Source organism: Streptomyces filamentosus, assembly GCF_014654895.1.
GTDB lineage: Bacteria > Actinomycetota > Actinomycetes > Streptomycetales > Streptomycetaceae > Streptomyces > Streptomyces filamentosus.
The window spans coordinates 151037-171531 of the sequence record NZ_BNBE01000002.1; the positions used below are offsets into that span (position 1 = coordinate 151037).

The 20495-nt window shown below is 67.9% G+C and carries 18 protein-coding genes and 6 pseudogenes; 11 read left to right on the top strand and 13 right to left on the bottom strand.

The features are described 5' to 3' along the window. Positions 1-4: 4 nt before the first annotated feature. From IE326_RS19655 to IE326_RS19665, 3 genes are all read right to left on the bottom strand, one after another. A complete protein-coding gene (locus IE326_RS19655; RefSeq protein WP_190042414.1) occupies positions 5-724 on the bottom strand; it encodes a DUF4839 domain-containing protein in 720 nt (239 codons plus the stop codon). Continuing rightward, a complete protein-coding gene (locus IE326_RS19660) occupies positions 712-1422 on the bottom strand; it encodes a hypothetical protein (RefSeq protein ID WP_190042415.1) in 711 nt (236 codons plus the stop codon). The genes IE326_RS19655 and IE326_RS19660 overlap by 13 nt, the downstream gene beginning before the upstream one ends. A 354-nt stretch (positions 1423-1776) precedes the next feature. After that, positions 1777-3684 (bottom strand): FG-GAP-like repeat-containing protein, encoded by a 1908-nt coding sequence (locus IE326_RS19665; protein ID WP_190042416.1) that lies wholly within the window; start codon positions 3682-3684, stop codon positions 1777-1779. A 416-nt stretch (positions 3685-4100) separates the two neighbouring features. Between IE326_RS19665 and IE326_RS19670 the strand changes: the two genes are divergently transcribed. After that, positions 4101-4607 carry a hypothetical protein gene (locus IE326_RS19670; RefSeq protein WP_190042417.1) on the top strand — a complete coding sequence of 169 codons (507 nt, stop codon included), beginning with the start codon at positions 4101-4103 and terminating at the stop codon, positions 4605-4607. Positions 4608-4939: 332 nt separating this feature from the next. Further along, a complete protein-coding gene (locus tag IE326_RS19675) occupies positions 4940-5290 on the top strand; it encodes a hypothetical protein (RefSeq protein WP_190042418.1) in 351 nt (116 codons plus the stop codon). A 111-nt stretch (positions 5291-5401) separates the two neighbouring features. Here IE326_RS19675 and IE326_RS19680 read toward each other — a convergent pair whose 3' ends face one another. Together IE326_RS19680 and IE326_RS19685 are read right to left on the bottom strand one after the other, a co-directional pair. Continuing rightward, positions 5402-5932: a hypothetical protein gene (locus tag IE326_RS19680; protein ID WP_190042419.1), complete on the bottom strand. Its 531-nt coding sequence runs from the start codon at positions 5930-5932 to the stop codon at positions 5402-5404. Between the two features lie 359 nt (positions 5933-6291). Beyond that, positions 6292-7122 carry a PxKF domain-containing protein gene (locus tag IE326_RS19685; RefSeq protein WP_190042420.1) on the bottom strand — a complete coding sequence of 277 codons (831 nt, stop codon included), beginning with the start codon at positions 7120-7122 and terminating at the stop codon, positions 6292-6294. Between the two features lie 348 nt (positions 7123-7470). Between IE326_RS19685 and IE326_RS19690 the strand changes: the two genes are divergently transcribed. The 3 genes from IE326_RS19690 (at position 7471) to IE326_RS19700 (ending at position 9817) form a co-directional block, all read left to right on the top strand. Then, positions 7471-8424 (top strand): IS481 family transposase, encoded by a 954-nt coding sequence (locus IE326_RS19690; protein WP_190042421.1) that lies wholly within the window; start codon positions 7471-7473, stop codon positions 8422-8424. Between the two features lie 534 nt (positions 8425-8958). Next, the gene (locus IE326_RS19695) at positions 8959-9132 is read left to right on the top strand and encodes a hypothetical protein (protein ID WP_190042422.1); all 174 of its coding nucleotides are present in this window, start codon (positions 8959-8961) and stop codon (positions 9130-9132) included. A gap of 100 nt (positions 9133-9232) precedes the next feature. Further along, positions 9233-9817: a zeta toxin family protein gene (locus IE326_RS19700; RefSeq protein WP_373310241.1), complete on the top strand. Its 585-nt coding sequence runs from the start codon at positions 9233-9235 to the stop codon at positions 9815-9817. Between the two features lie 152 nt (positions 9818-9969). Here the strand turns inward: IE326_RS19700 and IE326_RS19705 are convergent, their stop codons facing one another. Continuing rightward, positions 9970-10617, bottom strand: a complete 648-nt coding sequence (locus IE326_RS19705; RefSeq protein WP_190042424.1) for a hypothetical protein — start codon at positions 10615-10617, stop codon at positions 9970-9972. Positions 10618-10789: 172 nt separating this feature from the next. Between IE326_RS19705 and IE326_RS19710 the strand changes: the two are divergent. Continuing rightward, positions 10790-11554: pseudogene (locus tag IE326_RS19710) on the top strand (transposase family protein). Positions 11555-11635: 81 nt separating this feature from the next. Here IE326_RS19710 and IE326_RS19715 read toward each other — a convergent pair. Next, entirely contained in the window at positions 11636-11989 is a 354-nt protein-coding gene (locus IE326_RS19715) for a hypothetical protein (RefSeq protein ID WP_190042425.1), read from the bottom strand. Then, on the bottom strand, positions 11986-12594 hold the full coding sequence (locus tag IE326_RS19720; protein ID WP_190042426.1) for a hypothetical protein: 609 nt from the start codon (positions 12592-12594) through the stop codon (positions 11986-11988). Before IE326_RS19720 ends, IE326_RS19715 begins: the two co-directional genes overlap by 4 nt. Before the next feature lie 110 nt (positions 12595-12704). On the opposite strand from IE326_RS19720, the pseudogene IE326_RS19725 reads away from it, so the two are divergent. Both IE326_RS19725 and IE326_RS19730 read left to right on the top strand, forming a co-directional pair. Next, positions 12705-12809, top strand: a pseudogene (locus IE326_RS19725) (IS5/IS1182 family transposase); the annotation flags it as partial. Continuing rightward, positions 12782-13152: pseudogene (locus tag IE326_RS19730) on the top strand (transposase); the annotation flags it as partial. The pseudogenes IE326_RS19725 and IE326_RS19730, both read left to right, overlap by 28 nt. On the opposite strand, the gene IE326_RS19735 reads toward IE326_RS19730, so the two are convergent. From IE326_RS19735 to IE326_RS19750, 4 genes and pseudogenes are all read right to left on the bottom strand, one after another. Continuing rightward, positions 13104-13781 carry a hypothetical protein gene (locus tag IE326_RS19735; RefSeq protein ID WP_229915513.1) on the bottom strand — a complete coding sequence of 226 codons (678 nt, stop codon included), beginning with the start codon at positions 13779-13781 and terminating at the stop codon, positions 13104-13106. The pseudogene IE326_RS19730 and the gene IE326_RS19735 sit on opposite strands and share 49 nt — an antisense overlap. A gap of 607 nt (positions 13782-14388) precedes the next feature. Then, positions 14389-14628 (bottom strand): annotated as a pseudogene (locus IE326_RS19740) (transposase family protein); the annotation flags it as partial. 16 nt (positions 14629-14644) lie between these two features. Beyond that, positions 14645-15712 (bottom strand): IS110 family RNA-guided transposase, encoded by a 1068-nt coding sequence (locus IE326_RS19745; RefSeq protein ID WP_190042428.1) that lies wholly within the window; start codon positions 15710-15712, stop codon positions 14645-14647. A gap of 231 nt (positions 15713-15943) precedes the next feature. Next, positions 15944-16471 (bottom strand): annotated as a pseudogene (locus IE326_RS19750) (transposase family protein); the annotation flags it as partial. A 299-nt stretch (positions 16472-16770) separates the two neighbouring features. Here IE326_RS19750 and IE326_RS19755 point away from each other — a divergent pair. The 3 genes from IE326_RS19755 to IE326_RS19765 all read left to right on the top strand — a co-directional run bounded on the left by IE326_RS19755 (position 16771) and on the right by IE326_RS19765 (position 19608). Beyond that, a complete protein-coding gene (locus tag IE326_RS19755) occupies positions 16771-17445 on the top strand; it encodes a hypothetical protein (protein ID WP_190042429.1) in 675 nt (224 codons plus the stop codon). Positions 17446-18293: 848 nt separating this feature from the next. Continuing rightward, a complete protein-coding gene (locus IE326_RS19760; RefSeq protein ID WP_190042430.1) occupies positions 18294-18584 on the top strand; it encodes a hypothetical protein in 291 nt (96 codons plus the stop codon). Between the two features lie 25 nt (positions 18585-18609). Continuing rightward, positions 18610-19608 (top strand): hypothetical protein, encoded by a 999-nt coding sequence (locus tag IE326_RS19765; RefSeq protein WP_190042431.1) that lies wholly within the window; start codon positions 18610-18612, stop codon positions 19606-19608. Positions 19609-19680: 72 nt separating this feature from the next. Here the strand turns inward: IE326_RS19765 and IE326_RS19770 are convergent. Next, positions 19681-19874: pseudogene (locus IE326_RS19770) on the bottom strand (IS5/IS1182 family transposase); the annotation flags it as partial. Between the last annotated feature and the right edge of the window lie 621 nt (positions 19875-20495).

A 20495-nucleotide genomic window follows, 5' to 3' on the forward strand; every position in this document is an offset into this window, starting at 1 on the left:
CCGGTTATCGGACCTCGGTCGAAACCGGGTTCAGGAAGAAGAGGCACTGCTTCGCGTTGAATTCGCCGACCTCGGCGACGAAGCGGAACTTGTCGCCCGCCCGGACGGTCTCGGGGATGCTTCGGCCCGTCAGTTTGAGGTCGAGGGTGTTGGTGTCCTCGTACTTGAAGGCAGGGCCGCCCTCCGTCTTCGGGCCCTGGTCGTCCGGGCCCAGGAGGAAGTCGTAGCGGGTGTTGTAGTCACCGTGGGGAGCCATGTGCACGATCGAGCCGTCGAAGGCGATCGTCTTGCCCATGTGCTTGGTCGCGAAGTCCGAGATCGAGCTGTCGCAGCTGTCCGGCGTCTTCAGCAGCGCCGCGAACTCCGCGTCGGTCCCGGCCGTGATCACCTCAGCGGTAGCTGACCCGGCCGGAGCCGGCGTTGCGGAGGGTTCCGCGCTCGCGGTGGCTGTCGTCGGTTTGCTCGACTCCTTCTCGTCTTCGTCCTCGAGCGCCGCGGCCACGCCGATGATGATGGCCAAGACCACGAAGCCGCCAGCCGCAGCACCGATCAAGAGCCGCGGCACCGGCTTCTTCGGCCGGCGGAAGTCAAGGGTGGAACGCAGCATGCCCTGCGTCTGCCCCACCAGCTCCCAGCCGTCCTTCTGCATCTTCGAGATCACCAAGCCGTCAGTGCCGCGAACCGCCTGCACGGTCTTGTGCTCGTACCTGATCACGTCGGCCACGCAGCCCCGGCCCCCTCAAAGAACAGCTCGTACCAACTGCCTGTGAGCATAGGTGCCGTACACGGCCAGTACTCCCCCGCACCGGCATGCAGCAGGTCGTCGACGGCGAGGGCCACCTCGCCGTCAAGACCCGCCGGGCGCTCGCCAACGTGGCCCGACTCGCCGGCGACTTCCCCACAGCCCTGGCCGCCGTCCCTATCCTGGGCTGGAAGGGCCGCTACCACCGCGTCCTCGGCGACATCCACTGGTCCCATGCCGACACCGCGGCCGCCATCCACGCCTTCGAAGCAGGCCGCGCCGAAGCCGAACAGCACGCCGCCGCCAGCAAGCGCGCCATGATGCAGGTCCGCCTCGCCCTCGCAGTCTCCTTCGCCGACCCCGCCCGAGCCGCCGACGAGCTCGCGCTCGCCCACCAGCTCCTTGAGGGCCTCGACCAGCGCTCCAACACCCTCCTCGCCCAGGTCGTCGCCCTGATCAAAGACGCCGGAACCAGCGACCGCGACATCGCCGCCCGCGCCGAGAGCCTGCGGACCGACATCGAGACCGCGGGGCTCCCCTTCCTCCACCGGTTCGTGGAGCTCGCTCTCGCCTTCCACCACGCCGTCCGCGGCGACGACCAGGACCTGGCCGTCACCATCGGCCGACTCCGCACGCTCACCGCCACCGGCGACTTCGCCTACTTCACCGACATCACCCACTTCATGGCCGGCCTCCCCCTCCCCGCGCCCTCGACCACCCGCTGGACCCGCAGCGAGGACGACGTCCGCTCCGCCTGGCGCGGCCTCGTCCAGACCCGGCAGGAACGCCTGCTCGCCGAAAGCTGTCCCTGTACGCGACTGCGGCTCCGACCAGAGGTGTCTGGTCGGAGCCGCAGTCGCGTACAGGCCGGGCACTGGGCCCGGGGAAATCAGCCGGCGTCGGGGCGCTGCCCAACGAACTGGGTGAGCAGCTCGATGATCTGGTCCAAGTCGGCCTGGGGGCGCGTCGCGGTGGCTGAGCGGGCCGGCTACGTGCGGTGTCGTACGCGGCCGATCCGTGGGAGGGGCCGGGCGCTAGAAGAGCCTGCCGATGTTCGCGCGCTGTTCGATGTCGCGGGACTGGGCGGGGGCGAAGGGCGCATTCCACTGGCCGGTGCCGTGGTAGAGGCGCAGGACGGTGTCGTCGCGGTTGGCGGCCAGGTCTTCGGCGAGGAGGTCGTTGCGGCCGTCGCCGTTGACGTCGCCTATGCCGATGAGGTTGCGGAACCCGCCCCAGCCTCCGCCGATCCTGGTGCGGGGAGCGAAGGTGCCGTCCCCCTTGCCGAGGTAGAGCCACAGGACGCCGTCCTTGCCACGGGCGACGAGGTCTCCGGCGGTGCCGCCGGCGAGGTTTCCGGTGGCGGTGAGCTGGTTGTAGGCCCCCCAGCCGGCACCGATCTTCTTCCTGGCCGCGAAGGGGGCCTTGATGTCGCCGGTGGAGCGGTAGAGCCACAGGACGCCGGTCTTGTCGGCGGCGAGGAGGTCGGGGCGGCCGTCGCCGGTCACGTCGGAGCCGGCCGCGAGCTGGTCGTAGGTGTTCCAGCCGCCGCCGATCCGGGCCCGGGGGGCGAAGGGCGTCTTGTGGCTGCTCTTGCCCTCGTAGAGCCACAGGACGCCGGTCTTGTCGCGGGCGACGGTGTCACCGTTGCGGGCGCCGCCGAGGTTGCCGGCAGCGAGGATCCGGTCGTACGCGTTCCAGCCGCCGCCTATCTCCAGCTCGTACGGCTCCTCGTGCGCCTGCAGGCCCCACACCTGCCGGATGTCGTACGCCGAGAGTGCGCCGTTCCTGTCGACGGCCAGGACGTCCGGGGATCCGTTGTCGTTGAAGTCGTGCGGACGGGGGGTGCGGGTGAGGGTGAAGGATCCCCGGCGCTCGACGGCCTGGCCGATGCCGTTGGCGGGCACGCCCGTCATGGTCCACGTGTAGGCGCCGTTGAAGGCAGGAAGACCGTCCTTGTACATCCCGTCCCAGGTGAGCGAGTGGACGGTCACGCCCTCACGGGGCTCTTGCACGAGTTTCACGGTCCGGCCGGATGCCGTGTGCGTCAGTGTGAGCGTCGTCCGGGCGTTGAAGCGGCTGAGCGCCCAGCTGGCCTTCAGCTTTCCGCCCGCGCGGTCGAAGTCGAACGTCCCCGTCGGCGGGAGAGCCTGCTTCACCACGGTCAGGGCGGTCGGCCGGCCGAAGGTGCGCAGGAGGGTGGCGGCGGGCTTGCCGGTGACCGGGTCCGGGGCGATCCGGTACAGGCCCTCGCCCTGGGCGAGGGTCCCGCCGAGGACGAGCAGGCTCCCGTCGGGGCTGTATGCCACCGAACCGGCGTGGTCCAGCAGCGGCACGTCCGTCCCGCCGTCCAGCGGGCGGGCGGTGAGCGGGGTGTACGGGTGGGGGGAGATCGCGGTGCCGCCGCCCGGCTTGACCAGCGCCACCCAGTCACCCACCTGGTGCGCCGTCAGGTCGCGCGTCTCCTGGGGCAGCAGCGGCGTGGTGGCCACCGGTGCGTCCGTGGCGCGGGAGAGCACCTGGAGTCGGGGGTTGCTGCCGTACGGGTCGAGCACCCAGGTCAGGTGGTTCGGCGTCACGGCGATCGCGGTGTGGAGCGCCTCCGGGAGGAAGTAGTGAGACGCGGTGAGCGCCCCGGTGGCCACGTCAACCGTGCTGAGCCGCCCACGGTAGTAGCCGTTCTGGATCGGCTCTCCGTAGGAGACGGCGAGGCTGTCCGGACCGGACGAGTAGCTGAACCACGGCCGCGAGCCATCGGGCAGGCCGACCTTACGGTCCGCGGCCTTGCCGTCCTCGTCCAGGGAGACGAGGTGGAACTCCGTGGCTCCGTTCACGGTGGCCGTCATCAGCAGTGACCGGCCCACGACGCGGTCCACCACGTACGGTGTGGCGTCCGTGTTGAACGCCGACGTGTCCAGTACCACCGGCTCCGTCGCCCCGCTCATGTCCGTGAGCGTGAACACGGCCCCCTGCCGGGACACGACCAGATCGGTACCGGCGCTGCCCCAGTACGACCCGGCGGGCAGGGCGGTGGTGACGCCGTCCGCCAGACGCGTCCACCGGTGCACAGCTGTGCCACCGGTCCCCGTCCGGCTGAGTATGCCCGTCTTCCCTGCGCTGAGCAGAACGGAATCGGTGGGTACGGCCAGCGGTGCGACGACGTCCGCCGTTATCCCGGGGCCCGACTCGGCTGCACGGGCCGCGAACGCCGGAGTGCTCAAGACGCCTGCGCTCAAGGCGACGACGAGGGCCATTGCCGGGCTGAGGTGCTTCAAAGGTGGGACCTCCTGTGCTGTGGCGCGAGGGACGTTCATGTCCCTCACACCAGACTCGTAACAGCTGTTCAAGGTTGTACGGCTCTGTGGACAGGGCTGCCGGTAACCGGCTGGGGGGCCAGGCTCATGCCCCGTACTGTCCGGGGTTCTGGCGGTCTGTTCTGCCACTGGGGATCGGGAACCGAACGAGCTGCACATCACTGGATGCGGAAGTAGAGGATGCCCGGAACCGCGCCACTGTCGCCGACCCGCACAGCGAAGAAGCCCCCGCCGAGCCGGCCCTCGCCCTGAGCGAAGAGCTGCTGCTCGCCTGCCTCCCGGCACTGTGCCTGCCCGAGCTGGTCGAACTGTCCAACCCGCAGGTCACGGCCCGCAGGACCCTGCACCACATCGCCAACCGCGTCCGCATCAACCCCCGCCTGGCCACCCTCGCAGCCGACCGGCTCCACGCGGCCGCCGACGCGCTCGTAGCCCGCGGTCGGCTGCTCAGCCCGTCCGAGAGGACGGACAGCGACCGTTCCTTCGACAGCCGCCTCGTAAACCTCGCCGAGGACCTGGCTCTCCTCAGCGGCAACCCCGAGCACCTCGCATAGGCCTGCGCCCAGCTCGCCGGCCTGGAGCAGCCCGCCGTCGTCTCCCCGCGCCGAGCCGGACCCTGATCCGCGTCATCGGCAGCCTCGACCCCGACCACGACCGTCCGGCCCGGCTTCTGGAACGCCACAACGAGCACCGCCGTGTCCAGGCCCTGGTCGCCCCCGCCGCCAACCCGCACACCCCGCCCGCCGCCGTCACCGATGTCCTGGACGGGCTGCACCCTGCGGAGCTGGCCTGGATCTGCGAGAAGGCTGACGGTCCCGGCTGGTTCCTGGACGCGGCCGCGGCCGTCATGGTCGATGAGAACGAAGACGACGGTGTGCTGCGCCTGATGAGCGATGACGAACTCGACAAACACCCTGACCCCGCGGCCGTCCTGCAGTCCTGGCTCGACTCCTCCGCCGCCGCCGAGGTCCTCTCCCGCTCCGAAATCTCTCGGGCCGTCATCAACTCGCGCCACCACACCTTGGAGCACCTGCTTCAGATCCCCGCATACGAGATCCTCTCCCGAAGCGGACCCGAGATCGCGGTGAAGCTCCTGCTGGACCGCTGCGGACGAAACGCCGGCCGGTGGGCGGCGCTCGCCGCCGCGACGAACTTCCAGCACCACGAGGAGACGATCACCTTCGGAGACCTCCTCGACTCCCTGGACTCCGTACCCGCCAGCATGCAGAAGTCCTGACAAGCCACTTCGGCATAGGGCATCGATGCACCTGGTCAGGCGCATCGACAGACCGGGTACGCGAAGGGCCAGGGGGCCGCAGAAGGTGCTCGACGAGCTGGTGGGCGCAGGCTATTCGTCCCAATCGTCCTCTGGTACGGGTTCCCGTACGAACCAGAGGTCAAGGGTGTACTGCTCAACGGTAGGGCATTGCCTCCACGCTGCTCCGATCTGTTCCGCGTCCCACTGCTCCTCGGCACCGCGGTGGAGGCAGGTGTTGTAGTAGGCAGCCGTGGCTGCTCGTCCGCTCCATGCCGCGTGCCCGTTGTAGACGCCGGGACGGGGCAGAACCATCTCGCCCGCCGGCCCGAAGGTGAGCTGGTTGATGACGAGCCGGCCCGTATCTGACTCCAAGGAGACCGGCACCGTGCCCTCGGCGTTTTCCGGGGGCTTCTGGGGTGTGTCCCACACCCTGATGACGACCTGTACCGCGATGTCGGGCTGACCGCATTGGAGGTAGAGGTGATAGCCGTCTCCGGCGACCACCTGAGTCCTGGACTGGTCGTACGCCTCGTCGCTGCCGAGGTAGGCGTCCGAGTCGTACACCTCCACGAGCCGGCGATCCGGTCGGGCGCTGGTGCTGTACTCGGTGATGAGGGACACGAGGGCTCCGTCACTGGTCAGGGAGTGTTGTCCGCGTAGAGGCGTCTCCGTCCAGGACGGCACCGGTCTCCGGGATGGACCTGGGGACAGCAGACTCCTTTCGATGAGCCGTTTCCTGCTTCTTCACCGTAGCGTCCGGCGCGATGGCCGGAGTCTGCGTGGTGGGCCAGGAGCCCGAAGCGGTGCCGACGGCCGGGCCCCGGACGCTGTGTACGGCATCGATGCTGGTCCAGCCCCGCTCGGGCACTTGGAGTGGCAGGTACGCAGGGTGATGCCCCGGCCTCCTCGCCGTTGAGTCCGGGGCATCAGCGCTTCCGCGGCTGCGTCAGCAGAGCGGCATGCGGGTGCTGGGGGGCGGGCTACTGGAACTTGAAGTGGGCAACGTGGTCGCTGCCGTCGCTCAGGCCGAGGTGGAAGGTGCGGCAGGTACCAGCCCACGTGCGGTCGGTCTTCCACACATAGGTGTAGGTGTCGGTGGCCGCGTCGTAGGTGAGGCCGGAGGTGGTGGCGGCGTCGGTCTCGACGGGCTCGGCGGCGGTGCCGTCGCACGCCGTCTGCCGGGAGGTCGGGGAGCCGGCGGCCAGGATGTCCAGGCCCTTGTCGCCGTCGAGGGAGAACTTGATGGGGATGCTGCGGCTGGCGTTCACCGAGTTGACGGCCGGGGCGTTGCGCACGGGCGCGAAGAAGCCGGTGAAGGGGAAGGCGGGGGTCGGGTTCTCGACCTGGGTGTCCGCGGTGGCGGTGCCGATCACGGCGTTGGAGATGCTGACGGCGTCCGCCTTGGCGGTGACGGTCCCGCCCGCGGTGGGGATGACGGTCAGGGTGATCGACACCGGGTTGCGCATGCCCGCCAGGTTCCAGCAACTGCCGGACGTCCCGGCGGCGAAGTCGCAGGACCAGTCCCAGGCCGAGGCCTGGGCGGAGGTCACGGTGGCGGTGGCGCCGGTCAGGGCGATGTTGACCATGGGCGCCCTGCTCGCGTAGTCGGGGCTGGTGTTGGGGAGGTCGACCGTGATCGTGTACGGAGCGTCCACCGGGACGGGGCCGGCCGGGGCGGAGAGCTGGACGACGGAGTCCGCCTGTGCGGGGGCGGTCAGGGCGAGCAGGCCGAACGCGGCGGCCGCCGCGGTGAGGAGGGCCACGGGGCCGCGTCGGCGGGACGGAAGAGCGGTGAGGGTGGAACGCGGCATGGAAGGCCCTCCGTAAGGGGTGGAGGCCGTATCACGGCAGGCCGAAGGGATAGCGCGATACGACAGCGGTCGGTGACACGGAGAACCCGTGTGCGTGCGGTGTGTCACCGGCGGTGATCCTTCCACGGGGTCCTCACGCAAAGGACGACTTCTATCGATCTGTTCGGATCACGCCGTATTGGCGTGAAACAGGGCGTGAAGGCGCCCCCTCCCAAAGGACCTAGCTGTTCTGTCCCGGGAGGTTGTGGACAGGTGATGCAGGTCTCGGCTGAGGGATCTTGAAATGGGCGAGGGCCTTCTGGCCTGGTGTGGATTGCGACATCTGCACCGGCGACCAGAAAGGCCCTCGTGCCCCACCGTAATGCACCCCTGACCGAGACCGGACGCCTGCGCCTGGCCCGTTGCGTGGTCGAGGACGGCTGGCCGCTGCGCCGGGCCGCCGAACGCTTCCAGGTCTCACCCACAACCGCCCAGCGGTGGGCCGGCCGCTACCGGCTGCTGGGCGAGGCCGGGATGACCGACCGCTCGTCACGACCGCACCACAGCCCCCGCCGGACGCCGACCCGAACCGAGCGCCGGATCATCAAGGTCCGGCTCACGCGGCGGTGGGGACCGGCCCGCATCGCGCACCTGCTGGGCCTGGTGCCCTCGACCGTGCACCGGGTCCTGAACAGGTTCGGCCTGGCCCGCCTGTCCCACCTGGACCGGGCCACCGGCCGGACCATACGCCGCTACGAACGCGACCGGGCGGGCGAACTCGTCCACGTCGACATCAAGAAGCTCGGCAACATCCCCGACGGCGGCGGCCACAAGACCCTCGGCCGCCGGGCCGGCCGGAAGAACCGTGCAGGCGTCGGCTACAGCTACATCCACACCGCCGTCGATGACCACTCCCGCCTCGCCTACAGCGAGATCCTGGCCGACGAGAAGAAGGAGACTGCCACCGGCTTCTGGCAGCGGGCCCACGCCTACTTCACCAGCGTCGGGATCACCGTCGAGCGCGTCCTGACCGACAACGGAGCCTGCTACCGCTCCCGTGACTGGCGCGACGCCCTCGCCCGGGCCGGGATCGCGCACAAGCGAACCCGGCCCTACCGACCCCAGACCAACGGCAAGGTCGAACGCCTCAACCGCACCCTGCTCGACGAATGGGCCTACGCGAAGCCCTACCGGTCAGAGCAGGAACGACGCGACACCTTCCCCGGCTGGCTGCACTCCTACAATCACCACCGCGGACACACCGCGCTCGCAGGCAAACCACCCGCCAGCCGCGTCCCCAACCTCACAGGGCAATACACCTAGCCCCCGGCCAACTGCCGGCGGATAGGGCCGCGCGGTACTCGGGGCGGTGCCGACGGACCGGGCCTGTGCCCGGTAGGCCATCGCCCGCCTGGGGCCGCCAGGCGCCCGCGCTGCGGAGCGGCGGCGCCGACCTCGGCCATCAGCCGCCCCCGCCGGCAGACGGTCCCGACTCCTGCTTCCCGGCGCGCGGCCGCGCCAGGGCGGTGTCCGCCGCAGTGGGGCCTCAGAGCGCGGCGGCCGCTGTGCCGCCGAGGCCGCCTACCACGGCACCCCCGCCGGCTGGCCCTCCTCCCCCCGCCGCCCCGGCCCCGGCCCAGGAGCCCCGGGACCCGCAGATCGACCACGGCGTGCTGCTGCTGAGGGCCGTCGGCGTGGCCTCCGCGAAGGTCGTCGCCGACCGCCACACCTGGCAATGGCTCGCCGAACGCGCCTCCGGCCACGACCACTTCCGCACCCCACCCGCCCGTCGACGACCTGGACGACGGCCGCGTCCGGACCACCGCCTCCGGCCGCTCCCTGATCGCCCTGCTGATCGTGCTGTGGACCATCCGGGAGAAGGCCGGCCTGGACGGCGACTGGGCCCTGGCCTCCACCACCTACCAGCGCGCCGCCACCGCCCTGAGCAGCACCATCGGCCAGGGCTCCACCATCCACATCGTCCTCGACGACGGCCACGACCAGGACGACGAAGACGACGAGGGCCGCTGACCACCCACCGGCCGGGAACCGGCCACAGGGGCTTCCATCCCCGCCCGCCCCGTTGTGTTCACTGGCGCTGAGCCGCCGCTCTGCCCTGCAGGAAGAGTTGGTGTGCGCCTGTTTCGCAGGGGCCGACGCCGACGGTGGCCGGCGCACCGGCACCGAGCGGCTCCCCGGCTGGACGCGCGGGTCGGTGCCTCAGGAACATCCGGTCGTGGTGGCGGTCGCGGGCCAGCCCGGCGCGGGCAAGACCGCGGTCGCCGACCTCGTCCAGGCGGCGCTGGACCGGCGCGGCGGGGCCGCGCGGATCGGCCGCGACCTGTACAAGCCGGCCCACCGCGGCTACGCGGCCGCGCTGGCCGCCGATGTGTGCACCGCCAGCGCCGCGGTCCGGCCCGACACCAGCGGCTGGCAGGCCGCCGTCGAGGACCACGTCCGCGACCGCCGCTTCGACACCGTCGTGGAGTCCGCCCTCGCCGACCTGGACGAGTTCCGTGGCTCCTCGGCGGCGTACCGGCGTTCCAGGCACCGGATCGAGATCGTGGCGATGGCGAAGGCGGAGGCGTGGAGCCGGCTCGGAATCCTCGACCACTTCCTCACCGAGGGCCGGCGGTACGTGGCGTGGGAGAACCACGACACCTGCGCCACGCGCATGCTGACCGTGCTCGCGGCCGCCGAGCCGAGCATCTCGTAGGCGACGGTGAGCAACAGGTTCCAGTGGGCGATGAACGCCTGCGTCGCCAGGTCGGTGGTGAGCCTTTTCCAACCTCACGCTGACGTGTGATGAAGGGCCAGCACGGCCTGGACGATCGCGGTGATGCGGTTGGTGCTGCAGGCAAGAGGCCGTCAGTCAGGCGTATTGTGCCGTGCTGCGTACTCCCGGGCCCAGGCGACGAACTCGCCCGCAAGCGGGTAGTCGGTCTCCACCGCCTGGAGCAGATGTTCCAGGGCTACCGGTGACACGCGGTCCATGTTGAGGAGGGCGGCTGCCCAACCGGGCGGACGGTGATGTCGCAGGTGACCGGAACGCTGCCGCATCTCGGCGGCCAGGACATCACGGTCCAGGAATCGCCTCATGGCCGGAAACGTGAGCTCGCGCAGCACTTCGGCCAACTGCTCGGCACACTCTTCCGGTTCGATGCCGGCTCCGTACGCCCATAGACCGTCCAGCGAGCTGCCCCCCGGGACATCGAAGGCCACACCCGCAGGTGGCTTCACTTCCCACCTGAGCATCCCGGAACCCGAACCGGGAAGGTGGTCCTTGGCCTGGTCCCAGTGCTGGCGCTGAGTCCAGGCGCGTTCCGTCAGCGGAACGACGGACACCCGGACGAAGAAGCTCTGGAGCTTCGGATCCATCGGGTGTGCCTGCAATTCGAGCACCGCGCAGTCGCCGCGTTCCCCCAGCATCCGGAGCACGCCGCCCTCCGGGACAAGCCCGGCTTCCTTGGCGACAGGCACGACATAACGCCGGCACCAAGCGCTCTGCGAGATCATCGCTCTCCTTCACTTCAGCCACCATGCCGCCAGTTCGAACATCTCCACGGTGACGCCCGCAGTGAGCCACCTCCAAACTGCCTATGATGTACGTCAGTTGGCCTGAAAACGTGGTGAAGCCACTGGTAGATGGGTTTTCGACCAAGAGAACCGTGTCCACCAGAGGCTTCACGTGCTTGTCTACCCGTCGGGCGTCGACGTGTCCAGTTCCGCCCCCCGCTTCCTCACGCAGCAGTTGCGGCGCCACCGCCGCGCGATCGGCTCCCGGTGGCGGCGCCTGAGCGCGGGCCGCCAGGCCCTGCTCACTCTCGCCCATCTGCGAATGGGGCACACCTATGCCCAGTTCGCGGCCGGGTTCGGCATCGGCACCACGACGGCCTACCGCTACGTCACCGAGGCCGTCGGACTCCTGGCCGTTCTCGCCCCCAGCCTGGCCGAAGCGGTGCGGACCGCGCCGGCGAAGGCATATCTCCTCCTCGACGGCACGGTCCTTGCCCATCGACCGCATCGCCGCGGACCGGCCGTTCTACTCCGGCAAGCACAAGAAGCACGGGATGAACGTGCAGGTACTCGCCGACCCCTTCGGCCGGCTGCTGTGGGCATCACCAGCCTTGCCCGGCGCCGTCCACGACGTCCGCGCGGCCCGCGAACACGGCATCGTCGACGCCCTCGCCGAGGCCGGCATCCGATGCTGGGCCGACAGGGATACCGCGAGGTGCCGGTGGCACGGTCCGCATCCCGTGCTGGGGACGCTGGGAGACCCTCTCCGCAGGCCAGCAGGCTGAACCGGCCCCACGCGAAGATCCGGGCCCTGGCCGAGAAGGCCGTCGCCACCCTCAAGTCCTGGCGGCTCCTTCGCAAACTGCGGTGCTCGACCACCCGGATCACCAGCATCATCCAGGCCGTCCTCACTCTGCATCTGACCAGCTCAAGATGAGGATGCAAAAGGCTCACTGCCTCCAGAAGCGCGAGCTCTTCGACGAGCAGTCCGCTTTCCCTGGACCGCCTGACCTCGCAGTCAACGCGGCTTGACGGGCAGCAGCCCGTCCACCCAATCCGGCAGCTCTGGATCCTCGCGCCAGGCCACGATGATCGTGAGGAGGGAATCCCACGATGCATGGGCGATGGGGCCAGGGTGACCACTCTCAAGCTCGTCATACAGCCGACGGCACAGATGGGACGTGACTTCGTAGAGGGCTCCGTTGACCTCCGCCACGCGCGCCAGGACGGAACCTGGGGCATGAGGCGGCTCCCCGTTGAGACGGATGGTCGGAGCCGCGGCCGCATACGTCCGTCCGTGGATGAAGTCGCGCAGCGCGATCACCTGGTCCCGCGTCGGCAAAGAGCGGCCGAAGCGGCTAGAGACGATCACAGATCACCTACACGGCCTGTGCGCTGCACGCGCCAGGCTGCGCTGACTTCAGCGAGTACACGGCGAGCGGTCTCGCAGCCATCAGGACGTGGTGCAGGCACCCTCGGGCCAGCAAGGTCAAGCCCGGTGAGTGACCGGGCAGGGACAGCATCCCAGTTCTCTCGGCGCACCACTGCGACGTGCCCTTCCACCCGAGCTCGTTCGTCCTGCCAGCGATCGGGCGGCGCCATGAGGACCTGAAGAGCTTGCTCGTCGAGCCACTCCAACCCCAGGACCTGTCGGCCGATCTCGTGCTCGATGAGTGATCGGGTCTCGCCCGTCTCCAGATGAAGTAGCAGCAGCTCGCCCTCGAAGAAGTAGCCACCGTCGTATCGGCCCGTGCCCACCGCGAGCAGTGGGAGCGCGGGATGGAAGGCCATCGCATGCACCGGGAACTGCGAGTGAACGAGGAAGCGGCAGCCCAGATCAGAGACGTCGTAGACCGCGACAGGAACCGGGACCCTGTACGCCCGCGCACCAGCCGCGGCCAGCAGGCCCAGCCGCTGGTTCCGCACGGCCAGAGCAGATTCGTCGACCTCGGCGAAGGGATGATTGGACTGGGGCATGCAAGTGATCTTTGCAGGCGAGAGGAAGCCATGGAAGGCACCTTCCGCCAGCTCAACTATCGAACGCGGCATCTGGTCCGCTTGACGGCGTAGCAACGTGAGATGTCTGGATAGCCCCGTTCACCGGGTTAAGCCCCCCCCACTCCTTCAGCATGTTGGTGGCACAGTTGCGACATGAGGGGGCTGACGCGGTTCGCAGAGGCCGGACGTGGTCCTGGCCGATAAGGCGTACTCCTCCCGCGCGATCCGCGAGCACCTGCGCAAGCGCGGAATCCGGGGGGGGGGGCGCCCCCCATTCCGGCCGATCAACGCGGCCACCGGCTGCGGCGCGGCAGCCCCCCACCCGCCTTCGACTGCGAGGCGTACAAGCAGCGCAATACCGTCGAGCGGTGCATCAACCGCTTGAAGCAGTGGCGTAGCGTAGCCACCCGCTACGAAAAGACCGCAACCATCTACCTGGCCGGACTCTACGTCGCCGGCATCTTTCTGTGGTCTGCCAGGCCCACGGCTCAGGAGCAGGAGCGAGCCGCATCGTCCCAGGCGCCGGGGCTGCGGTAGTGGTTCTTGTGCCCGGCGGCGAGTACGTGGCGCAGTTGGGCAAGGTGCTGGGTGTTCGGGGGGAGATCCAGCTGGTCAAGGATGGCCAGTGCGGCAGCCGGTTCCAGGTCGCCGTAGACGTCGTGGAAGCTCGTCAGGAGGCCGCGGAAGATGGCCGCGTGCAGGGCGGGAAGCCGCATGGCGGTGCGGTACGTCGACTCCTTCACCGTCCAGCACACCGGGCCTGAACATTCCAGAACGCTACGGGCTCGGCGGAGCAGGGCTTCCGATCGCTCGGCCACCACGCGGTCGATGTCGTTGCCGAGGACCTCGGCGAAGGCTGTCGCGGAAGTGGTGTGGTCCTCGAACCAGTCCACCCACAGCGAGTAGGTGACGGCCTCGGCGTCCCGGTCCGCCTCCAGCCGCTGACGGTAGCCGTCCCACAGCACGTCGGCCGGCAGGGGGCACTCTGCGCCCTCGTTCGCGAACCGGATCTCGCACGTGACCCAGTAGTCGTCGAGGAGGTCCAGCAGCCCGAAGGCCAACCGCAGCTGGTCGGCTGCATCCAGGTCTTCGGCGAACACATCGCCGGCCCAGGACTGCGCCACCTGGTTGGCAGTGAGCAACACGTCCGGCTTCTCGTCGCTCACCCACCCGTCGCCCACCTGGCGGACGCCCTGATCAGCCAGCCAACGCCGCGCTGCCTCCTCGGCTTGCATCTCCATTCGGGAAGTATGACAAGCCTCGCAAGATCCGAACGAAACGGTCTCGCCACCAACGCCCTCCTACACACCCGCACGGGCGGCGCCCCGATCCGGGTCGCCGTGACCCGGATTGAGGACGACCAGGTGGAAGTCGCCGTGACCGACCTCGCCCCGCGCCCACTCGACCGCAGACAGGACTGCCCGTCCGACGAAGACAGCCGCGGGCTCGATCTCGTTGCCGCGCTCTCCGTGCGCCGGGGCTGCGATCACCGGCACTGGTGCAAACGCGTCTGGGTCCAACTGGCAAGATAGACGACCAAGCCGTACCTCGACGGCGGAGCGGGCCAGGAAGAGAGGCCCCGGGGCGCCGGAGGGGAGGGATGTGGCCGCCGCCGCCCGGGGCGCCCGCCCCGGGCACCGCGCGGTCCCGTAGACCAGGCACAGCCCGAGGCGGTCCGCCTGGTGCCCGGGTGGGCCGTCCCGCGCCCACGGCATCGTCCAGGCCTGCCTGACCCGGCAGATCCTCGTTCTCGCAGACGGTGAGCTCTTTCCATCATCGGCCTGAGCTCGCCAGATGCAGGGTTAGGACGGCCTGGACCAGGCTTGTGATGCGGGTGGTTGAGCACCGCAGTTTGCGGAGGAGTCGCCAGGACTTGAGGGTGGCGACGGCCTTCTCGGCTAGGGCCCGGATCTTCGCGTGGGACCGGTTCACCGCCTGCTGGCCTGCGGAGAGGGTCTCCCAGCGTCCCCAGCACGGGATGCGGACTGTGCCTCCGGCACCGCGGTATCCCTTGATGCTCCTATAGACGTCAAGTAGTTGGGATGGCGTGGCGAGCGTGGGGCTGGTTGAGAGCGTGGTAGCCCTCCCGGGCTATGAAGCGCTTGAGGCAACGGATGATGTCTTTCTTCGTCAGCCCCTGCTGGACGCGCCGCGCGACGTAGGCCCGGGTGCGAGGGCAATAGCGCATACGAACCACCGCGATCATGTGAAGGGCACGGTTGGCCTGGCGATCATCGCCCCGACTGAGGCGGTGTCTGTCGGTGCGCCCGGAAGAGGCTGGGACTGGAGCGGCGCCGCACAGAGCCGCGAAGGCGGCCTCCGAGCGCAAGCGCTCGGGGTTGTCGCCGGCCGTGACCAGCAGCTGGCCGGCGGTCTCTGTGCCCACGCCGAACAGCGCGACCAGTTCGGGGGCAGCCGCCGCGGTGAGCACGGAAAGGTGCTCGTCGACTTCGTCGATCTCTTCGGTGAGTCTGCGGATGCGGCGAGCCAACTGGCGCAGGGCGAAGCGGGAGGCGTGAACAGGGTTGCCAAGGTCGGGCCCGGGCCGCAGCCGAAGGCAGCTATTGACCAGGGCGGCGGGTGTGAGCCCTGCGAGCGTCTGACGCAGAGGCTCAGGAGTGGTGACTCGCAAGCCGATGAGTTGGTTGATCGCTTGCGTCCTGGCCTTGATCGCGGAGGCGCGGGTCACTCGCAGTTGGCGCAGGGCTTCAACTGTGCCGGTGCGGGATTTGGGGATGGCCTGGGCTCGTCCCGAGGCCGCTGCCCGGGCGGCCACGTAAGCGTCGATCGGGTCGGACTTGCCACGGGAATGGCGAGTGCCCCGGTCGGGGACATTGACCTCGACCACCACCAGGCCGCTTGCAGTCAGCACGGTGGTCAGCCCCGCCCCATAGGATCCAGTGCACTCGACGCCCACCGCCTGTACCTGGCCGAATGTGCCGAGCCACGTCAGCAGGGCGCGATATCCCTGGGTGGTGGCGGGAAATTCCTGGTCGGCCACGGGCCGCCCGAGCGGGTCGACAACAGCGGCGTGGTGGGTGTCGGTGTGAGTGTCGACTCCGGCAAAGACCTCACGCTCGGGATGCTCGTCGATCATGCTGGGCCTGCTGCCTTCTCATCGCGTGGACAGGGCAGCACGCGCCGGTCGGGAGAACGGACACGACAGTGACGGGGCTTCTCGCACAAGCTCCTATGAAGTCACGACACCCTTCCGGGCTGCGTGCGGTGGTGTCACCGACAGGCCGACAGATCAAGGCAAAGACACGGAAGTTGTGGTCAGTCAGCCCAAGGGTCAGACCTGCCGGTGGCACCACCAACCATCATCACTGTCCGCCCAGCACGTGATGCCAGCGTCCGTGGGCATGCCGACGATGCCGTGTTCACGGGCGGTCCGGACGTCATGGACAGCGCCAGGAAGAACTGGCGATGCCCACAGCAGCCGACCGGACGGATCGGCCAGAACCTGCACGTTCATCCCGTGCTTCTTGTGCTTCCCGGAGTAGAAAGGGCGGTCTGTGGCGATCCGGTCGATGGGCAGCAAGGTGCCGTCCAGCAGTACAAGCGCCTTGGTCGATGCCGTACGGGCAGCCTCCTCGAGGGTCGGGGCGAGTGCGGCCAAGAGGTCGACAGCCTCGGCGACGTATAGGTAGGCGGTGGTGGTGCCGACGCCGAACCCGGCCGCGAGCTGGGCGTAGGGGTGGCCGTTGCGGAGGTGGGCGAGTGTGAGCAAAGCCTGCCGGCCCGGAGTCAGGCGCCTCCACCGACTACCGAGCTCCCAGCGGTGTTGGCGGAGCTTGGCGGACAGGAAGCGCAGGGCAGAGCTGGACATGTCGACGCCGGACGGGTAGACAAGCACACGAAGCCTCTGGAGGAGACGGATTTCTTGGTCGAAGACCCGTCTAGCAGGGGCTTTACCTGTCTGTCAGCCCAACTAGCCTACCTATCTGCCGGGTTGGAGTCGACTCAGTTCCTCAAGATCCAGGTCGGCGACCTGCTCGCAACGGACTTTCTCCACCTCGCTCCATCGGCCTGCACCGCTTGTACGCCCTGCTCGTCAAAGCATCGTGGGAGCCATGCCGACGGCCGCCCTTCGGCATCGGAGTCCGCCGATCATTCCGGGCGACAGTCCGGACCAGCGGGTGGCACCATGCGGCCATGTGCGAAGACTGCCTGGCCGGCTACACACGCTGTATCCACGTCACCGCTGACGCCACCGACGCATACTGCCAGGCCATGCGACTGTGCGCGCTGATGGAACCCTGCGGCGACGAGGCGGAACTGCTGACGCACCTGGAGAGCGTCGACGAGGTCCGCCGAATGGCCGCAGTGCTGCCGAACTCCCGCTTTGTGCATCGCCCTTACCCTGGCGCCCGATCCTCTTGCGGCGCCGGCGGCTGCGAACCGGACGTGCCGGTCATGGACGACCGTGAATTGGAGGCACACCTGCCGCTCGAAATGTCGGCACGGTTCGCACCGGCGACGGCCGAGGATCGGGTCATCGCGGCACTGGGCGACAACGGCGACGCGGTCTTCCTCGCGTATGGCCGGGCCGCTGGCCGGACAGACCCGAGCACGGCCTGTACGGCTCCCGCCACGACGCGGTACAGGTCGCCTTCCGCGGCGGCCACTCCAACCCTGCACTACCGTCCGGCCAGCACGCGGTCCACGTCCACGTGTCCAAGGAGTCCGGCTACCGCGGCGTCGAGTATCTGGCTGCGCAGGCGGGGCTCCACCCATGACCAACTCGGCGCTCGTGCACGCCGCCGTCCGGTCCGCATCATCGCACTCGTCCAAGCCGTCCTCGCCCTGCATCTGACCAGCTCAGCGTGAAGTTGGAAAGAGCTCGAGGTGAGGCAGAGAGGATCACCCCACCCTATCCGGGAATTCTGCACGTAAAATTGGGTGTCTCATGGCGGGAAGCCTGGTTTCCTGCTATGAGACACCTAGCCGCTTTCGGCCACCACATCCCATCCTCTGGGCTAAAGCTTCTCGACAGCCCGTTCAAGGGTGCATCCCTGAATGGACTGGCCTATTCCTCTTTGGCATTCGCGTACATTCCGAACGGAAGACCTCAATTCGGACCCTATCGAGGTGAATCGCCGGTTCTGCTCTCGATAGCGGCGAGCGGACGACCTGGCAGGGATGCGTGCAGTTAGCTATAGGATATGCGGGACTTTCTGCGGATGTCGCCGGCGTCTCGGAGGGATGTTGATGGCGGAAGCCGGCAGCAGAGTGGCGCGATTTAGCTCTTGATTCATCGCGCGCACATAGGCGAGGCTGACCATCGCTGCTGCCCTGCTGAACCTACGGGGGGGTGCGGGAAGGCGTTAGTCGATCAGGACACGCTCCATGCTCGGCGCGGGGGATAAAATCGCGATCGATGATTCTTAATCTTGTCCACTCACGCCCCAGTGGGGCACTCCAGGACCGCAGCGAGCAGCCGCCGCTCGACGCCGCGACGCGAAGTCACTGATTCCCAGGTGGAGCCAGAGCAGAGGAATCCGTGCTGATAGGCAAGAAATACGGTGACGGACTGCCTCGCAGGAGTCAAAGAGAGAGGAAGAAATTTGAGGAAGATAAGCATTGCCGCCTCGTCAATAGTAGCTGCAGTCATTGCAGTTTCTACGGCCGGCAGCGCATTCGCGTACCCTGGACCGACGACGCGCTGTTATCCGTACATGGCCTGCTTCTACTTCAATAGCAATCAGGCAGGAGCCATCGCGACCATCGGAGAGGGGGAATACAACCTCGACGACCAGATTTTCACGGCCAATACCGGAGCGGGTGCCGGTACCTATCTGGAAGACAATGCCGCCTCCGTGGATAGTCGCGAAACCAGCATCTACTACTGTATCCACCGGGATCGCTGGTGGAGTGGTCCGTACGACGTCCTTCCCGCTCAGTACAAGATGAATCTCGTCGCTACGTACAACAAGAATTCATCCACGACTCTATACCACAACCACTGACGTGTGGACACCTGGAGGGGATCCGATGTCGAACAGCAAGGGAAAGGCTGGGCTCTTTGCCGCGTGCGCGGTATTAGCCACGGTGTCGCTTTCAGCCTGTGGGACCGAAGGCCACACGTCGGAGAAGAGTGCGGGCGTGGTGACGCAGCAAACGCCTCAAGTGAACGAGGGTGAAAAGGGCGCTGCGCCCCAAAGTGGGCGGCAGCGCAGCGTTTCTGCCCGCAGTCTGCCCCTGGATGAATATAAGATGTCCGGCGCGGACTATTCCAAGTTCGAACAAGCCAAGTGGAATCTCACCAAGCCTTGCATGATTAGTCTGGGCTTCAAAGATTTCGTTCCGACACCTGTCGCCGATCTGGACGCCGACATGGGCGAGCTCAACGAGCGGCGGTATGGCGCCTACGATGCCGACCAGGCGGCAAAAACCGGCTACCGGCCCGCATTCTCCACCTCGGCAAGCAGTGCGATTGCCGTGCCGAGAAGCGGTATCGAAAGCCGCGAGTGGACTCCACAGGAGTATCTTGCACTAACCGGCACACCCATGGAACAGACCGAGGTGGATCAGAAGACGGCACCACGCCTGAGCACCGGCCGTTCGGTCCCCGACGGAGGCTGCATCGGTCAGGCGATGGACAAGATCTCGGGTGGAAAGCCTCTGGTCGACACCTTCGTCTCCGAGTTGAACAGCCAGAGCTACGAAGATTCCCTCAAGGATGAGCGGGTCGTAGAGGTGTTCGCCAAATGGTCGACGTGCATGAGGGCCAAGGGCTATGTGTACAGCACTCCCATCGACGCCAACAATGACCGTGGATTTACGGGAAGTGTAGCCTCGTCAAAGGAGATAGACACAGCGATCGCAGACGTCTCCTGTAAGGTGGAGGTGGATCTCATTAACGTGTGGCATGCGGCCGAGCGCGACATACAGAACCGCCTCATCGCCAAGCACAATACGAGGCTGTCCCCCGTCAAGCAGAATTTAGCTGCCATCAGGAAGAACGCGTCGGCAGTCGCGTCTAGCCAGTAACCTCGGTCTTTCGAAACGGTCCGTCGGTTTCTCCGACGGACCGTTTTGCTCCTTCGGATCAGTGAGCCGTTTTCATCCTGAATAGTTGCAGGTCAGCAGCGTGTGGATGGCTTGGACGATGGTGCTGATGCGGCGGGTGAAGCATCGGGCGCGGCGGAGGATCTGCCACGACTTCAGCTGTGCGAAGGCGCGTTCTCCGGGGCTCTCAGTCGGGCGTGGTCGCAGTTGAACTGCTGATAGCAGGCGGGCTGTTCGCGGTGGTGGTATTGATCAGAAACGCATTCGGTTCATTCGTTGATGGTTCTCTCGTCTCACCGGAGTCTGACCTCGCAGGTCAGGTACGGTGCGGGCATGATTGAGGGTCTTCCTTCCGATGTTGACGTGCCCGGCGAGATGCTGCTCGCCGGCTACTTCGTTGCGGTGCCCGAACGGCTCACGGCCTCGGGATTGCCCCGTACGGAGCGGCTGACGTCTGCGTCCGACTGCCTGATCAACCGGTTTCCGGATGATGGCTGCTGGTTCGGCACGGCGCAGGAGGCACTCGCGGCCTGCCTGCCTCTCCAGCTGCCCGTGGAGGCACGTCTGTACGCCCTGCTGGTGCCCTCCGAACATGTAGGCGGATTCGTCGCCGACATCCGCGCGGCCGGGACGGACGAGCCGGTGCTGCTCGCCCACCTCGCTGGTCAGGGCGCCGGCGAGCCCGCCCGGGAGGTGGCCGAGGGCGGGCACGAGCTCGGCTGGGAGGTACTCGGCTACGACTGTGGCCTGCTCCACACCTGGCTCTGCAACGACCTGTACGAGGAGGGCAGGCTCCATCTCGGAGTGGATACCGATGAACGCGGTCTGCTGCCCGAGCGGCAGGCCGCCCTGCGAGTCGCCGCCTGGGC

What these genes read in the sequence shown, in the direction of transcription:
- IE326_RS19665 (WP_190042416.1), bottom strand. Translation starts at nt 3,684, where the DNA reads ATGAGCGGGGCGACGGAGCCGGTGGTACTGGACACGTCGGCGTTCAAC.
- IE326_RS19675 (WP_190042418.1), top strand. Translation starts at nt 4,940, where the DNA reads ATGAGCGATGACGAACTCGACAAACACCCTGACCCCGCGGCCGTCCTG.
- IE326_RS19685 (WP_190042420.1), bottom strand. Translation starts at nt 7,122, where the DNA reads ATGCCGCGTTCCACCCTCACCGCTCTTCCGTCCCGCCGACGCGGCCCC.
- IE326_RS19705 (WP_190042424.1), bottom strand. Translation starts at nt 10,617, where the DNA reads ATGATCTCGCAGAGCGCTTGGTGCCGGCGTTATGTCGTGCCTGTCGCC.
- IE326_RS19720 (WP_190042426.1), bottom strand. Translation starts at nt 12,594, where the DNA reads ATGCCCCAGTCCAATCATCCCTTCGCCGAGGTCGACGAATCTGCTCTG.
- IE326_RS19745 (WP_190042428.1), bottom strand. Translation starts at nt 15,712, where the DNA reads ATGATCGACGAGCATCCCGAGCGTGAGGTCTTTGCCGGAGTCGACACT.
- IE326_RS19755 (WP_190042429.1), top strand. Translation starts at nt 16,771, where the DNA reads ATGTGCGAAGACTGCCTGGCCGGCTACACACGCTGTATCCACGTCACC.
- IE326_RS19760 (WP_190042430.1), top strand. Translation starts at nt 18,294, where the DNA reads ATGGCCTGCTTCTACTTCAATAGCAATCAGGCAGGAGCCATCGCGACC.
- IE326_RS19765 (WP_190042431.1), top strand. Translation starts at nt 18,610, where the DNA reads ATGTCGAACAGCAAGGGAAAGGCTGGGCTCTTTGCCGCGTGCGCGGTA.